At 62.6% G+C, this 15,030-nt stretch carries 11 protein-coding genes; 4 read left to right on the plus strand and 7 right to left on the minus strand.

Annotated features, from left to right (window positions below; translation table 11 throughout):
- Window positions 1-8: 8 nt before the first annotated feature.
- From OKC29_RS09730 to OKC29_RS09740, 3 genes are all read right to left on the minus strand, one after another.
- Window positions 9-1,088, minus strand: a complete 1,080-nt coding sequence (locus tag OKC29_RS09730) for a methyl-accepting chemotaxis protein (protein WP_073351407.1) — start codon at window positions 1,086-1,088, stop codon at window positions 9-11.
- A gap of 533 nt (window positions 1,089-1,621) precedes the next feature.
- Window positions 1,622-2,170 carry an NAD(P)H nitroreductase gene (locus OKC29_RS09735; RefSeq protein WP_024944291.1) on the minus strand — a complete coding sequence of 183 codons (549 nt, stop codon included), beginning with the start codon at window positions 2,168-2,170 and terminating at the stop codon, window positions 1,622-1,624.
- A gap of 106 nt (window positions 2,171-2,276) precedes the next feature.
- Window positions 2,277-4,292, minus strand: coding sequence for an NADPH-dependent 2,4-dienoyl-CoA reductase (locus OKC29_RS09740; protein WP_043167201.1), 2,016 nt, complete (start codon window positions 4,290-4,292; stop codon window positions 2,277-2,279).
- 310 nt (window positions 4,293-4,602) lie between these two features.
- Here OKC29_RS09740 and sppA point away from each other — a divergent pair, with 310 nt between their 5' ends.
- The gene (gene sppA / locus OKC29_RS09745) at window positions 4,603-6,447 is read left to right on the plus strand and encodes a signal peptide peptidase SppA (protein WP_073351411.1); all 1,845 of its coding nucleotides are present in this window, start codon (window positions 4,603-4,605) and stop codon (window positions 6,445-6,447) included.
- A 61-nt stretch (window positions 6,448-6,508) separates the two neighbouring features.
- On the opposite strand, the gene OKC29_RS09750 is transcribed toward sppA, so the two are convergent.
- Together OKC29_RS09750 and OKC29_RS09755 are read right to left on the minus strand one after the other, a co-directional pair.
- On the minus strand, window positions 6,509-7,066 hold the full coding sequence (locus OKC29_RS09750; RefSeq protein ID WP_073351413.1) for an NUDIX domain-containing protein: 558 nt from the start codon (window positions 7,064-7,066) through the stop codon (window positions 6,509-6,511).
- A gap of 6 nt (window positions 7,067-7,072) precedes the next feature.
- Complete coding sequence (locus OKC29_RS09755; RefSeq protein WP_073351415.1) at window positions 7,073-7,873, minus strand: DUF2989 domain-containing protein; 801 nt, start codon at window positions 7,871-7,873, stop codon at window positions 7,073-7,075.
- Window positions 7,874-8,070: 197 nt separating this feature from the next.
- On the opposite strand from OKC29_RS09755, the gene OKC29_RS09760 reads away from it, so the two are divergent.
- Together OKC29_RS09760 and OKC29_RS09765 are read left to right on the plus strand one after the other, a co-directional pair.
- Window positions 8,071-9,501 carry a glyceraldehyde-3-phosphate dehydrogenase gene (locus OKC29_RS09760; RefSeq protein WP_017409322.1) on the plus strand — a complete coding sequence of 477 codons (1,431 nt, stop codon included), beginning with the start codon at window positions 8,071-8,073 and terminating at the stop codon, window positions 9,499-9,501.
- A gap of 40 nt (window positions 9,502-9,541) precedes the next feature.
- On the plus strand, window positions 9,542-9,835 hold the full coding sequence (locus OKC29_RS09765) for a YeaC family protein (RefSeq protein WP_011707127.1): 294 nt from the start codon (window positions 9,542-9,544) through the stop codon (window positions 9,833-9,835).
- Window positions 9,836-10,074: 239 nt separating this feature from the next.
- Here the strand turns inward: OKC29_RS09765 and ansA are convergent, their stop codons facing one another.
- The gene (gene ansA / locus OKC29_RS09770) at window positions 10,075-11,082 is read right to left on the minus strand and encodes an asparaginase (protein WP_024944297.1); all 1,008 of its coding nucleotides are present in this window, start codon (window positions 11,080-11,082) and stop codon (window positions 10,075-10,077) included.
- A gap of 514 nt (window positions 11,083-11,596) precedes the next feature.
- Here ansA and gltS point away from each other — a divergent pair.
- On the plus strand, window positions 11,597-12,796 hold the full coding sequence (gltS, locus tag OKC29_RS09775) for a sodium/glutamate symporter (protein WP_016351764.1): 1,200 nt from the start codon (window positions 11,597-11,599) through the stop codon (window positions 12,794-12,796).
- 185 nt (window positions 12,797-12,981) lie between these two features.
- Here gltS and OKC29_RS09780 read toward each other — a convergent pair whose 3' ends face one another.
- Complete coding sequence (locus OKC29_RS09780) at window positions 12,982-14,853, minus strand: methyl-accepting chemotaxis protein (RefSeq protein ID WP_029299260.1); 1,872 nt, start codon at window positions 14,851-14,853, stop codon at window positions 12,982-12,984.
- Between the last annotated feature and the right edge of the window lie 177 nt (window positions 14,854-15,030).

Here is a 15,030-nt window from a genome sequence, read left to right on the forward strand (position 1 = left end):
AGGCTCGCTCAGGCGCTCTCCAGCAAGCGGTCGATGCAGTGCACCACCTGCATGCTGGCGTTTTCCATGGTCTTGAGCTGCTCGACCATCCCTTTGATATCCCCCTGCTCGCGCGCGTGCAGGGCGGCCTTGCCGCTCTCGTGGACCCGTTTGTGGGGCCCGTCCAGTTCACGAAAGCCCGGCTTGTGGGCGAAGAGCTCGGCCCCCTGCCCTTCGAAATACCATTTACCCAGCCTGCACTGAGCATGGTCGCTCACCGACTCGTGAAAATGCTGCTGATCGATGAGCCGATAGATGGTGTTTTTCCAGACGGCGTGATCCAGCTTGGTGGTATTGAGGAAGGAGGTGGTGGCCGCGCTGTGGATCACCTGCTGCATCCGGCCAGATTGTGCCAACACCTGGGTCACCACCACATCGATCTGGGAGGAGGAGGTCGCCACTTCGGCGGCACTGGCCTGGTTGTCATCGATGATGGACTTGATCTCCTGTGCCTGGGCCACTATCTGCCTGACCAGCACCTCGATCTGGCTGCTGGCCTCATGGGCCTTGCTCGCCAACTGACGCACCTCATCGGCGACCACGGCGAACCCTCGACCAGCTTCACCAGCCCTGGCCGCCTCGATGGCCGCATTGAGTGCCAGCAAGTTGGTCTGCTCCGAAATCCCCTGGATGGCGGTCACAAACTGGTTGATGGCGGATGTGCTGGCATCGAGCTGGTGGACGGCCGTGAGACTGCGAACAGCCTCATCCGTGATGGCATGGGCACGATTGGAAAGACGGGTGATGGCGCCCCTGGTCTGGGCAAAGAGCTGATCCAGCTCGCAGAGTGCTCCCTTTTCCGCCATCAGGTGCTCGGCACTGCCGGCCAGTGCTTCCCGCACGCTCTGCAACATCTCTCCCCCCTGGTTCTGGCAGGAGATCACCTGATTGAAGAGATCGCCATGCTCCCGACTGGTGCGCTGCATGTGCTCGTACTCACCGATGGTGGCTCGCAATTCGGCCAGCTCGCTCTGGTGCTGCTGCTCTTTGAGAAGCAACGCCTCCCTAAGCTGTTGATTCTCTTTTTCAAGCTTGCGGTTGAACCACATATGGCCTCCGGATGGCATAGGTGCGGGCAGTCGATGTCAAAGGGAAACCTCTGGCTCTCTTGTCTCTGTCGATGCTGGCGGATCCCGGGCCGGATTTCACCTGTAAATGCAGGATCTTTGATCCTGATCCTGATTCCAATCGAGGCCACACGCATGACTGTGCAAAAGATCGCCGCAAAGAGGCAGGGTGAGGTAGATAAGAGGAAGAGGAAAAAGAACGCGGAAATACCGGCCCTACAAAAAATGAAGCCCAATGTCATCAAGACGTTGGGCTGTAAAAAGGTGCTACGGAATTGCGACTCTCATCGCAGAAAATTAGAAGGGGTCACCTTCTAAACTGGCACAGGGATATTAACGAGGCGCAAACGTTTTACATAGCGTAATAAACCAGGATTGAGAACGGCATCTCACTATTTAAAAAATTCCCTGCCAGCCACGGCCGCCCTCTTGGCAATCTTCCAAATATCAGTACAGCCTGTCACCAGAAACAAAAAAGCCCTGACAAGTCAGGGCCTTGCCGGTAATGAGGCAGACTAGAAGCGGCGCACGAACTCGCTCACCGGCAGCTCGCGCAGCTTGCGGGCCTCCAGCATGGGGGTACCGAGGTAGAGGAAGCCCACCAGCTGATCCTCCGGTGCCAGTCCCAACCCTTCATTGATCTGCTCGTCGAAAATGAACCAGCCGGAGCGCCAGATGCCGTTGAAGCCTTGGGCCTGGGCCGCCATCTGCATCGCCATCAGGGCGCAGCCGGCGGAGAGCTCCTGCTCCAGCCGCGGCACCTTGGGATGCTCCTGATAGCGGGTTGCCACCGCGATCAGCAGCGGTGCGCGCAGCGGGGCCTCCTGACACTTTTTGATGCTCTCCTCATCCTCGCCGCGGCTGCGAGCGGCCTGTGCCAGCAGGGTACCGAGCCGTTCGCGACCCTCCCCTTCGAACAGGATGAACTGCCAGGGGGTCAGGGTGCCATGATCCGGCGCCCGCAGCCCGGCCTTGAGGATATTGTCGAGTACCTCGCCGCTCGGGGCGGGCTCGGCCAGGCGACCACAGGAGTGACGATTCAGTAACAGGTGGAGGGCATCCATGGGCAGTTCCTTGTCAGGGGCTATGATGGCGCTACCTTAGCACAGCACCGGATGAAGAAAACCCCTGAGCATCAGGGGTTTGTCGCAATACGTGGCGGCCCGTCGACTAGATGACCGCAGCCAGTTCGGCCCCCTGGCGGATGGCACGCTTGGCGTCCAGCTCGGCGGCCACGTCGGCGCCGCCGATAATGTGTACCGGCTTGCCCGCCGCCTGCAGACCGGCCTGCAGCTCCTTGAGCGGCTCCTGGCCGGCACAGATGATCACCTGATCCACCGGCAGACACTGCTGCTGTTCGCCCACCTGAATGTGAAGCCCCTCGTCGTCGATGCGCAGATACTGCACGCCGGAGAGCATCTCCACCTTGCGGTTCTTGAGCACGGTGCGGTGGATCCAGCCGGTGGTCTTGCCAAGGCCGTCCCCCACCTTGCTCTCCTTGCGCTGCAGCAGCCAGACCTGGCGCTCGGGGGCGTCGATCACCGGGGCCATCAGGCCGCCGCGCTCGCCGAGCTGCTTGTCGATGCCCCACTCCTTGAGCCAGTGATCGCGACTGCGATCCCCCTTGCCCTCTACCAGGTATTCCGCCACGTCAAAGCCGATGCCGCCGGCACCGATCACCGCCACCTTCTCGCCCACCGGCTTGTGATCCCGCAAGACATCGAGGTAGCTCATCACCTTGGCATGCTCGATGCCCGGAATGTTGGGGGTGCGCGGGCGGATGCCAGTGGCGAGGATCACCTCGTCAAAACCGCCGCCCAAGAGGCTCTCGGCACTCTGGCGCTGGCCCAGATAGAGCTCGACGCCGCACTTCTCCAGCCGCTTGGCAAAGTAGCGCAGGGTTTCGTGAAACTCCTCCTTGCCCGGGATCTGCTTGGCAAAGTTGAACTGGCCGCCGATTTCGCTCGCCTGATCGAACAGGCTCACCTGATGGCCACGCTCGGCGGCGTAGCAGGCAAACGCCAGCCCGGCGGGACCAGCGCCCACCACCGCCAGCTTCTTGGGTTGGGGCACCCGACCAAACGTCAACTCAGTCTCGAAGCAGGCACGCGGGTTGACCAGGCAGGAGGCCCGCTTCTGCTTGAAGACATGGTCAAGGCAGGCCTGGTTGCAGGCGATGCAGGTGTTGATCTCGTCCGCCCGGTTCTCGGCGGCCTTGATGACAAATTCGGGGTCGGCCAGGAAGGGGCGCGCCATGGAGACCATGTCCGCCTCGCCGCCCGCCAGAATGCGCTCGGCCACCTCGGGGGTGTTGATGCGGTTGGTGGTGATAAGCGGCACACTCAGATGTTTCTTGAGCTCCGCCGTCACCCAGCTGAAGGCGCCGCGCGGCACGCTGGTGGCGATGGTGGGAATGCGCGCCTCGTGCCAGCCGATGCCGGTATTGATGAGGGTGACCCCCACCTGCTCCAGCGCCTTACCAAGGGCGATCACTTCCTCAAGGGAGGAGCCCTGCTCCACCAGATCCAGCATGGAGAGGCGGAAGATGATGATGAAATCCGGCCCGACCCGCTCGCGGATGGCGCGGACAATCTCCACCGGGAAGCGCATGCGGTTTTCGCTGCTGCCACCCCAGCCATCGGTGCGCTTGTTGGTGCGCTCGCAGATGAACTGGTTGATGAGATAGCCTTCCGAGCCCATCACCTCGACCCCGTCGTAGCCCGCGCTCCTGGCCAGTTGCGCGGTGGCGGCGAAGTCGCGGATGGTGCCGCGGATCTGGCGCTCGCTCATGGCGCGCGGCTTAAACGGAGAGATGGGGGCCTTGAGGGCGCTCGGCGCCAGGCTGAACGGATGATAGGCGTAGCGGCCGGCATGGAGGATCTGCAGTGCTATCTTGCCCCCCTCCTGATGCACCGCACTGGTCACCTTCTTGTGCTTGGCCACCTGCCAGGGAAAGCTCAGCTGGGAACCGTGGGGCACCAGCCGGCCACGCAGATTGGGGGCGATGCCGCCGGTCACGATGAGGCCGACCCCGCCCCGGGCTCGCTCGCCATAGAAGGCGGCCAGCTTGTCAAAGCCCCCCTTCTCCTCTTCGAGGCCGGTGTGCATGGATCCCATCAACACGCGGTTGCGCAGCTGGGTAAAGCCGAGATCGAGGGGGGTCAGCAGGGTCGGGTAACGGCTCATCATGAACTCCTTGTCGGGGCCGGGCTGGATGGCACCACGCCCATTCCCCGCCGCCCGGACTCAAGCCCGAGACACGGCGGCAGGATGGGTGGGCAGCTCACAGGGCCTCCAGTTAATTTTTTGTTATCAAACCGAGGCTAGAGTAAAGAATCGAAAATGCTTTTTCAAACAAATGTTTGGACAATTTTTCGGCGAACAGACGTGTTCCGAACAACCGGGCTCCGATCCTGTCCAAGCGGAAATGGCATTTCACCGGCCAACTGGTTAATAATGGCGCTTCCCTCCCCATTAACAGGGCGATAACGCGACTATGTCTATTTTCAAAGGTCTGGGTTGGCTGTTTCGCAGCCTGTGGCGCCTGCTCAATTTCACCCGGCTGATGCTGGTCAATCTGCTGTTTCTCGTCGTGGTCTTGATCATCGTCTTCAGCGTCAGCCAGAAAGAGGCGCCCAGCGCCCCCATCGAAGGGGCCCTCACCCTCAATCTCTCCGGCGTGCTGGTGGAACAGCGCTCGCAGACCGATCCCACGGTGCAGCTGCTGCGCCAGGTGGACAACAGCGACGAGCTGCCCAGCGAGATCGTCCTCTCCGATCTGCTGTGGGCCATCAAAAGCGCCAAGGATGACGATCGCATCAAGGCGCTGGTGATCAAGCCCCAGGGGCTGCAGGGCACCAGCTTCTCCAAACTGCAGGAGGTGGCGAGCGCCATCGATGCATTCAAGGAGAGCGGCAAGCCGGTCATCGCCATGGCCGACTTCTACACCCAGGGCCAATATCTGCTGGCCGCCCACGCCGATCACGTGCTGCTCAACCAGAGCGGCGCCGTGGTGATCGAGGGGCTTGGCGTCTACCAGACCTACTACAAGTCGGCGCTGGAGAAGCTCAACATCACCCCGCACGTGTTCAAGGTCGGCACCTACAAATCCTTCGTCGAACCCTACACCCGTGACGAGATGTCCCCCGAGAGCAAGGAGGCGAACCAGCGCTGGCTGGATCAGCTGTGGCAATCCTATGTGGCCGACGTGGCCGAGCAGCGGGAGATCGAACCGGACGCCGTGGCACCGGGCAAGGATCGCTTCCTCGAGCTGCTGCGCAAGGCCGGCGGCAACGCCGCCAACTACGCCCTCGACAACGGTCTGGTGGACCAGCTGGCGACCCGCGACGAGATGACCCAGGCGGTGATCAAGGAAGTGGGCGAGAGCGATGACCACGGCTGGAAGGGGGTGGGCCTCAAGGAGTATCTGGCCGCCATTCCGAGCCAGTATCCCCAGAGCGGCAAGGATGAGGTGGGCCTCATCGTCGCCAGCGGCGCCATCATGGATGGCGTCCAGCCAGCCGGCACCATCGGTGGCGACAGCCTCGCCGACCTGCTGGCCGATGCCCGCCGCGACGACAAGGTGAAAGCCCTGGTGCTGCGGGTCGACAGCCCGGGCGGCAGCGCCTTCGCCGCCGAGCAGATCCGCGCCGAACTGCTGGCCCTCAAGCAGGCTGGCAAGCCGGTAGTGATCTCCATGGGCAGCTACGCCGCCTCCGGTGGCTACTGGATCTCCGCCGATGCGGACAAGATCTTCGCCTCCCCCACCACCCTCACCGGCTCCATCGGGGTGTTCGGCATGTTCGCCACCATCGACAAGGCGCTCTCCCAGTACGGGGTACACACCGACGGCGTCGGCACCACCGACTATGTCGGCGTCGGCCTGACCCGGGCCCTGCCGGAACACGTCGGCCAGGCGATCCAGCTGAGCGTGGAAGACACCTACCAGCGTTTCGTCGGTCTGGTGAGCAAGGGCCGTGGCCTGAGCCCGGAAGAGACCGAGAAAGCGGCCGAAGGCCGGGTCTGGACCGGTCAGGATGCCAAGGCGCTGGGACTGGTGGACGAGTTTGGCGATCAGGAGGCGGCCATCAAGGCGGCGGCCGAGCTGGCCAACCTCAAGGAGTGGCAGGTCACCCCCATCGAGCAGGAGGAGTCGGCCAAAGACAAGTTCCTGCGCCAGCTGTTCGACAGCAGCGCCCAAGTGCTGGCTTCCCACCTGCAGAGCTGGTTGCCGGCCGGGCTTGGCAAGGCACTGGTGGAGGTAAACCGCAGCCTGGACCCGCTGACCCGCTTCAACGATCCGCAGGGCACCTATGCCCTCTGCCCGGTCTGTACGCTCTGATCGGCAGCAAACGAAAAAAAACCGCCTTGGGGCGGTTTTTTTTATGGCGTGCGGGTTGCGTTCAGCCCAGCAGGCCGGCGCCGTGCCAGTGGTGCAACTCAGCCAGCACCCGCGTCTCTCGCACCGTCCACTGCGGACAGGGGCCTGCCAGCTGGGTCTTGTTGGTCTGCAGCGCCTCGGCCAGTTCGAACCAGCCAGGGGTGAAACCGAGCCTTATCTCGTAGGGCTGGGGCTGCGGTTCACACCACTCCTCCCCCACCTGACAGAGGTAGTAGAAGGAGCGGATGCAGTAGGCGTCGTAGTCAGCCTCGCGGGCCGGCCGGTATTCCCGCGTCTCGCCGAGCAGGGCACCGACCGCCACCAGCTCGGCGCCGCACTCTTCGCGCAGCTCGCGCGCGAGGGCCGTGCGGTGACACTCCCCGTGCTCGATGCCGCCACCGGGAAACATCAGATCGCCGTTGACCTGGGAGTGCACCAGCAGCAGTTGATCGCCGCGCAGCACGACGGCCCTGACGGTGACCCGCTCCAGCTGGCGGCCATCTGTGTTGACCCGGCCGTGGGTGAGCCGGATGTCGAAGGGATGCGGCCAGTCGCTGGCCAGAGATTCAATATGATTCATCAGAGTTCAGGGACGATAGATCCCGCTTTTCAGTTGTTCGACCAGGGTGGCGGCCTGGCTGTCCAGGCTCTCCTGCTCTTGCTTGCTCAGGGAGTGATAGAGGCTGAAACGGGTGGCCGACACCTCGGCGGCATTCTGGAACGACTCGCTCACCTTGCCCCACAGATAGGCCTGCCCGTACTGCTTCTGGCCCATGTAGAGGGTGCTGAGGGAGGTGAGGATCCGGCCATTGACCTGATCCCCTTCCCGGTAGAGGGAGAGGGCGTGCTGCATCAGCGCGATGGCCTTTTGCGGCTCGCTCTTGGCATAGATGCCGCCGAGTGCCAGTTGCAGCTCGGGCTCCTCCAGCACGGGTTGCCCCTCCAGCGCCAGAAACTGCTGGCGAGCCAGCTCGTTGGTGTTGTTGGTCCAGTGCCAGAGCAGCAGGTAGGGATCTGTGGCGTTGCGGGTGGCGGCATCGAGCTGGGCCAGCTGTTCGCCGGCCGCCAGCATCCCCTCCACCCGCGGGCTCTTCTGCTCGCGGGCCCGCTTGTACTCGATGTTGGTGGAACGTTCAGCGCATTTGAGATAACGCTCCAGGCTGCGCATCAACTCATACTGGTGCCGCTCTGTTCCCTCCGCCTGCAGGTAATAGCGGGCCCGGATGATGTCGCTGCGTTCGTAACGACACCAGCCGTCGTCCACCAGATCCTCACAGAGGGCCGGGTAATTGGCACAGATGTTGTGGATCCTGTCATCGTCACAGGCGGTGAGCAGCAGGCTACAACAGAGGCCAAACAACAGGGAACGAGCTGGAAAAGGGGTCATGGTTCATATCTTGTTGGTAACAATTGCAGCCTGCCATGGCCACCCTTGGCTAGCAAACGGATTACATATCCATTACAATGCGCGCGCCGTATAAGGCCGCGACTGCAGAATAATATAACGAAATATACACCCCTACACTGATCTGCATTCGACGAATTTCTATTTGCCCCAACAACGTGAAATAAAGGATCTGGTTAATGACCCACGAGCACTATCTGCAGGCGTGGCAGGAGAGCCAGGAGCTCGCCGAAGCCATGCAACCCTTGATCGGTCGACTCTACCGCCAGCAGGGGATCGAGATCACCCTCTACGGCCGCCCGCTGCAAAACGCCTCCACCATCGATATCCTCAAGGCCCACCGGGTCGTTCGCCGCCACCAGGGAGCACCCCTCCCGATCCAACAGAGCTTTCCCCTGCTGCAAGCCATCCTGGCCCTGAACCCGACCGCCGCCGAGATCGATCTGGGCAAGCTGGCCGTGGGTTACTGGCAGGATCACCAGGATGAAGCCGGCATCGACGACTACCTGCGTGCCAAGCTGGCACCGGCCCTGGGTCGCGGCGTGCCGGCCCCCACCGACGTGGTGTTGTACGGCTTTGGCCGCATCGGCCGCCTGCTGGCCCGGCTGCTGATCGAGCGCACCGGCGCCGCCAACTCCCTGCGACTGCGCGCCATCGTGGTACGCGGTGGTCGTGACGGGGATCTGGAGAAACGCGCCAGCCTGCTGCGCCGCGACTCGGTGCACGGCCCCTTCAACGGCTCCATCGAAGTGGATGTGGAACGCAGTGCCATCATCGCCAACGGCACCTTCATCCAGGTTATCTACGCAAACAGCCCGGCCGACATCGACTACACCGCCTACGGCATTCACGATGCGCTGATCGTCGACAACACAGGGGTCTGGCGCGACGAGGCGGGGCTGTCTGAACATCTCAAGGCGCGCGGCGCCGCCCGGGTGCTGCTGACTGCTCCCGGCAAGGGGGAGATGAAGAACGTGGTGTTCGGGGTCAACCACGAGGTGATAGGGCCCGATGACAAGATCATCTCCGCCGCCTCCTGCACCACCAACGCCATCACTCCGGTGCTCAAGGTGATGCAGGACAAGTACGGCATCCGCCACGGCCACGTGGAGACGGTCCACTCCTACACCAACGACCAGAACCTCATCGACAACTATCACAAGGGCGAGCGCCGCGGTCGCAGCGCGGCCCTCAACATGGTGATGACCAGCACCGGCGCCGCCAAGGCGGTGGCCAAGGCGCTGCCCGAGCTCAAGGGCAAGCTGACCGGTAACGCCATCCGGGTGCCCACCCCCAACGTATCGCTGGCCATCATCAACCTGTCGCTGGAACAGACCACCGATCGGGAGAGCCTCAACGCCTATCTGCAGCAGATGGCGCTGAGCTCCGCCCTGCATCGCCAGATCGACTTCAGTGCCAGCACCGAGCTGGTCTCCTCCGACATGGTGGGCTCGCGTTTTGCGGGTATCGTCGACTCCCAGGCCACCATCGCCGAGGGGGATCACTGCGTGCTCTACGTATGGTATGACAACGAGTTCGGGTACAGTTGTCAGGTAGTGCGGGTGATGGAGCAGATGGCTGGCGCAGTCCGCCAGGATCTGCCGGCCTGACCCCGATTCGTCATGGCTCAATGTGCAAGGAGAAGGCCGGATGTCGTTTCAACAAGGTGAGTTTCTACAAGCAATCAGGCAGATGCCCGCAGAGGTGTACGAGCGCCTCAAGACGGCGGTCGAGCTCGGCAAGTGGCCCGATGGCAAGCCGCTCACCGACGAGCAGAAGGCCACTTCCCTGCAGGCGGTGATGGCCTGGCAGGCGATGCACCTCGACAACCCCGAGCACATGAACATCGGCCGTGACGGCGAGATCGTGATGAAGAGCAAGAGCGAGCTCAAGCGTCAGTATCGCGACGAGGAAGAGATAGTGCGGGTCGACCTCAACCACTGAGTCTGACCCACCCGTCACAACTAAAGAGGGGAGCCAATATGGCTCCCCTCTTTTTTCCTATCTATGCAGGGTGACTCATCCCCCTCATCCCCGACCCCTCTCCCGCCAGGGGAGAAGGGAGCAGGCTCGCACCTGCGAACAGTAAGCGGGCCACCTGCCGGCGATCTTCATGACAAACCTCGCCACCTCGATCTATCCCCTCTCCCGCCGGGAGAGGGTTAGGGTGAGGGGGAAACCAGTCAGGGGGTCAGCTCACCGCGCAGGGACTGCTGCATCAGCTCGCGGATGCGCGGCGCCGGCAGATCCTGGCTCAGCAGGAAGTGCAGCTTGGTCAGCGCCGCCTCGGCGGTCATGTCGAAGCCAGAGATGACCCCGGCCCGCGACAGGGCGTTACCGGTGGCATAGCCGCCCATGTTGACCTTGCCGTGCAAACACTGGCTCAGGTTGACGATGATGACGCCGCGGGCCGAGGCCTCGGAGAGCAGCGCCAGCATGGCCGGATTCTGCGGCGCATTGCCCACCCCGAAGGAGAGCAGGATCAGCGCTCGCACCGGCTGCTGCAGGATGTTGGCGATCACCTCGGCCGAGATGCCGGGGTAGAGGGTCACCACGCCGATGGGCTGGGGGGTGATGTCGTGCAGCACCAGCGGCCGCTCGGACGGCACGCCCAGCTCGCCCGCTTCCAGCGAGATGGCGATGCCGGCGTTGAGCAACGGCGGGTAGTTGGGCGAATCGAAGGCGTGAAAGCCGTCGGCGTGCACCTTCTTGCTGCGGTTGCCGCGATAGAGCTGGTTGTTGAAGAACAGTGTCACCTCGTGGATCGGGTAGTTGGCCGCGATGTAGAGGGCGTTGAGCAGGTTCTGCTGACCGTCGGAGCGCAGCTCAGCGAGCGGGATCTGGGAGCCGGTGATGATCACCGGCTTGTGCAGATCTTCGAGCATGAAGGAGAGCGCCGAGGCGGTGAATGACATGGTGTCGGTGCCGTGCAGAATGACGAAACCGTCGTACTTGTCGTAGTTGTCACGAATATCCTCGGCGATGCGCTGCCAGTCCGCCGGCGTCATGTCGGAAGAGTCGATGAGGGGTGCATACTCGTGAATATGGTAATCCGGCATCTCGGGGCGATGGAACTCGGGCATCCGCGCCAGACAGTCTTCCATGAAGCCCGCCATCGGCACATAACCGTGGTCGGAACGCTGCATCCCTATGGTGCCGCCTGTGTAGGCGATGTAGATGGACTTCTTCACACCCTCTCCTCTTTGATGGGCACAACACCCGCGAATCGTGGCTCACACGGGGCGAAACGGCGGCATCGACTGCCCGCCGTATTTGCCATGGGCCGAAAGCCCGCCCATGATAGCGCGCCGGGCCGCCGGCTCACATCCCACCAGTGCCGTCCGGCGGGCCAAAAACCGCCGAATTATAGGGACTGGCGCCCCAAATGACAGCCGGGAAATGGCCTGCGGCCGGTATTAAACGGCGACTAACCCAATAGTGTTAAATGTCACAAGATACATCAAGAGTGACCATTTATCTGACAAATGTGGATATAAGTGGTGCTTTTTGCTACTATCCGCTCGATTTTTCATAAATCTCATCTGGAAGCCTGACCTGTTCAGGCCCGCACTGGTCCCATTTTTACGTGGGGCGGGGGCATGTCGCCCCTTCTTTGTTGGCACCTGAGCCACACTGTTTTTATCCCGGCTGAATCTGTGAGTCTGCATCAACGAAAGACACAGCCAATCAACATGGGAGTACTGAATGCTACAACTTGATTCCTACGCCACCCTGGTCGCAGCCACCCTGGTGTTGCTGCTCGGTCGTTTGCTGGTGACCCGAGTCGGGCTGCTGCGAACCTTCAACATCCCCAAGCCGGTTGCCGGCGGCCTGGTGGTCGCTCTGGTGCTGCTGCTGCTGCGCTCCACCCTGCAGATGGAGCTGCAGTTCGATACCAGCCTGCAAACCCCGCTGATGCTGGCGTTCTTCGCCTCCATCGGTCTCTCCGCCGATCTCGCCAGCCTCAAGCGCGGCGGCAAGGCGGTGCTCACCTTCCTGCTGGTGGTCACCGGTCTGCTGCTGGTGCAAAACAGCCTGGGCGTGGGTCTGGCGACCCTGCTCGGTCTGGATCCCCACATGGGACTGCTGGCAGGTTCCATCACCCTCTCCGGCGGCCACGGTACCGGAGCGGCCTGGGGTGCCACCTTCACCGAGAAGTACGGGGTGCAATCCGCCGCCGAACTGGCCATCGCCTGTGCCACCTTCGGCCTGGTGCTGGGCGGCCTCATCGGTGGTCCGGTCGCCCGCTATCTGGTGAAAAAGGTGAAAGTACCCGGCGAGGAGCACAACCGGGATGACGCGCCGCAAGGCTTCGAGATGCCGGACATGGAGCGCCCGCTCACCACCTTCAGCCTGATCGAGACCCTGGCACTGATCGCCATCAGCCTGAAAGGGGGCGAGATGCTCTCTGCCTACCTCAAGGGCGGCGCCTTCGAGCTGCCGGTGTTCGTCTGCGTGCTGTTCGTCGGCGTGCTGCTGCGCAACGTGCTGACCCTGCTGAACTGGCACGAGGTGAGCGACCGCGAAGTCTCCCTGCTCGGCAACGTCAGCCTGTCGCTGTTCCTGGCGATGGCGCTGATGAGCCTGCGACTGTGGGATCTGGCCAACCTGGCGCTGCCCATCTTCGTCCTGCTGGCGGCCCAGACCGTGGCCATGGCGCTCTACGCCATCTTCGTCACCTTCCGGGTGATGGGCAGCAACTACGATGCGGCCGTGCTGGCGGCGGGCCACTGCGGTTTTGGTCTGGGGGCCACCCCCACTGCCATTGCCAACATGCAGGCCATCACCCAGCGCTTCGGCCCCTCCCACCTGGCGTTTCTGGTGGTGCCCATGGTGGGCGCCTTCTTCATCGACATCATCAACGCCATGGTGATCAAGCTGTTCCTGGCACTGCCCTTCCTGTAATTCCTTTCCCGTCAGACGTCTATGAACAGAGCCCACCCCTTGGTGGGCTCTGCCTTTTCTGCTCGCCAGCGGCACTACACCCCACCCTTCATGGCTGCCCGCGGCGAGGCACATAAACAAAAAGCCCCGCACTCGGCAGAGGGCGGGGCTTTGTCATGGCGGCCGTGCTCGCCGCGTTTCAGAACTTACAGGATAAAGGTCGAGACCTGCTGGTTCAGGTCGGTGGCCCGGCCTTTGAGGCTCTCGGCCTGATCCAGATCGCGCATGGCGGCGGCGGTGATCTCGTCACTCACGTCCTTGATGGCGGTGGTGTTCTGGGTGATCTCGCCGGTCACCTGGGTCTGCTCCTCGGCGGCGGTGGCGATCTGACCCGCCATGTCGGAGATGAGCGACACCGCCTGGGTGATCTCTTCGAGCGCGGCGGCGGCGGCATCGGCGTCTTTCACGCTGTTGTCCGCCAGCCCCTGGCTGGTCTGCATCAGGCTCACCGCACGGGCCGTGGTCTGCTGCAGGGTCTCGATGGTGGACTGGATCTCCTGGGTGGAGTCCTGGGTACGGCGCGACAGCACCCGCACCTCGTCCGCCACCACCGCGAAACCGCGACCCTGTTCACCGGCGCGGGCCGCTTCGATGGCCGCGTTCAGCGCCAGCAGGTTGGTCTGCTCGGCGATGCCCTGAATGGTGGAGAGGATGCCGGAGATAGCCTGGGCGTGGCGGCTCAGCTCGCCGATCACCTCGGTCGCCTGCCCCACTTCCTCGGCCAGACCATTGATGGACTGACGGGTCTGGTTCACCAGCATCTTGCCCTGCTCACTGCTCTGGGCGGATTGCTGGGCTGCGGCGGCGGTGTTCTCGGCGTTGCCGGCGATCTCCATGGTGGCGCTCGCCATCTCGGTGACGGCGGTGGCGACCATGGTCACCTCCTGCTGCTGGCGCTGCAGCTCGTCCACGGCGGCCTGGTTGGTCACCAGACTGCGCTCGGCATCGGCGTTCAGCTCGTTGGCCAGCTTGCGGATATTGCCGATCAGCTGATGCTGGCTGCCGACGAAGCGGTTGAAGCTGTTGGCCAGCTGACCCACTTCGTCGTTGGTGTCGATCTTGATGCGCTGGGTCAGATCGCCGTTACCGTCGGCAATGCGCGCCAGGGCCTGGGAGACCTTGCTGAGCGGGCCGAGCAGCATGCTGACCAGCCAGGAGATGGCGAGGATGCTGCCCACCAGCACCAGCAGGGCCAGGCCGAGCTGGGTCATCAGCAGGGAAGAGAGCGGCGCCTCCAGGGTCTCCTTGTCCAGTACCAGTACCAGCTCCCAGTCGGTATTGGGGATGTCCACCGCCCACAGCAGCTTGTCGCGCCCTTCGTTGTCGAAGTAGGCCGGCACCAGGCTGTTGCTGGTCTTGCTCTGCTCGATCAGGGCATTGGTCAGATCGTTGTCGATCTCGGTGGCCGGTTTCATCGCCTTGGCGGCGTCCTTGTAGGCGATGACGGTGCCATCCTTGTGCATCATGATGGCGAAACCGTCGGCAGGCAGCTTCATCTTGGTGACGTCTTCCACCAGCGAGGCGATGGAAAGGTCGCCGCCGACCACGCCGCCCTGAGCCGGCTGGGCCAGGGTCACCACCATGATGTTGTAGGCCACATCCAGATAGGGTTTGGTCACGATCAGGCCGCCCTTGCTCATCGCTTCCTGATACCAGCCGCGGGAGCGGGGATCGTAACCGTCACGGTTGATGGAAGGGTCGGAGTCGTTCATCTTGCCGCTGCTCTCGCCAAAATAGGTGAGCTGGAAGCGACCGGAGACTTGCGCCTGTTGCAGGGCATTGAGGGGTTCGGCACCGGCCTTGTTGCCGAGCGCCTGAATGACGTCGCGACGGGCCGCGAGCCAGTCACTGACACTGGCGGCCTGCTGGCTGCCGAGGCGTTGTACCTGTTCCTGACTGCCTTGCAGCAACAGGGACTTCTGGCTGGTATAGCTCTGCCAGGAGAGCAGCAGGATCACCAGCGACAGGGCGATCACCACCGACAACAGTATCTTCTGCTTGAGTGATAGGTTTTTCATCATGCGTTCTTCTTATGAGGTCAGGAACAGGATTTCCCAAAAAGTGCACAGCACTGCGTAGTTATTAACGACCCGTCGGCGCAAAACTAAACCGGAAAATGGGCCGGCGGGCGATATTTTCCACCGAGTTGGGGAAAACTGCACCAGAAATTGACTACGAGGCACGCACAAGGACAG

Source organism: Aeromonas sp. QDB34 (genome assembly GCF_027705405.1).
Taxonomy (GTDB): domain Bacteria; phylum Pseudomonadota; class Gammaproteobacteria; order Enterobacterales; family Aeromonadaceae; genus Aeromonas; species Aeromonas hydrophila.

Excerpts from the sequence above, each read along its gene's own strand:
- OKC29_RS09750 (WP_073351413.1), bottom strand. The coding sequence starts at position 7,066 with ATGAATCATATTGAATCTCTGGCCAGCGACTGGCCGCATCCCTTCGAC.
- OKC29_RS09740 (WP_043167201.1), bottom strand. The coding sequence starts at position 4,292 with ATGAGCCGTTACCCGACCCTGCTGACCCCCCTCGATCTCGGCTTTACC.
- OKC29_RS09735 (WP_024944291.1), bottom strand. The coding sequence starts at position 2,170 with ATGGATGCCCTCCACCTGTTACTGAATCGTCACTCCTGTGGTCGCCTG.
- OKC29_RS09765 (WP_011707127.1), top strand. The coding sequence starts at position 9,542 with ATGTCGTTTCAACAAGGTGAGTTTCTACAAGCAATCAGGCAGATGCCC.
- gltS (WP_016351764.1), top strand. The coding sequence starts at position 11,597 with ATGCTACAACTTGATTCCTACGCCACCCTGGTCGCAGCCACCCTGGTG.
- OKC29_RS09780 (WP_029299260.1), bottom strand. The coding sequence starts at position 14,853 with ATGAAAAACCTATCACTCAAGCAGAAGATACTGTTGTCGGTGGTGATC.
- sppA (WP_073351411.1), top strand. The coding sequence starts at position 4,603 with ATGTCTATTTTCAAAGGTCTGGGTTGGCTGTTTCGCAGCCTGTGGCGC.
- OKC29_RS09730 (WP_073351407.1), bottom strand. The coding sequence starts at position 1,088 with ATGTGGTTCAACCGCAAGCTTGAAAAAGAGAATCAACAGCTTAGGGAG.
- OKC29_RS09760 (WP_017409322.1), top strand. The coding sequence starts at position 8,071 with ATGACCCACGAGCACTATCTGCAGGCGTGGCAGGAGAGCCAGGAGCTC.
- OKC29_RS09755 (WP_073351415.1), bottom strand. The coding sequence starts at position 7,873 with ATGACCCCTTTTCCAGCTCGTTCCCTGTTGTTTGGCCTCTGTTGTAGC.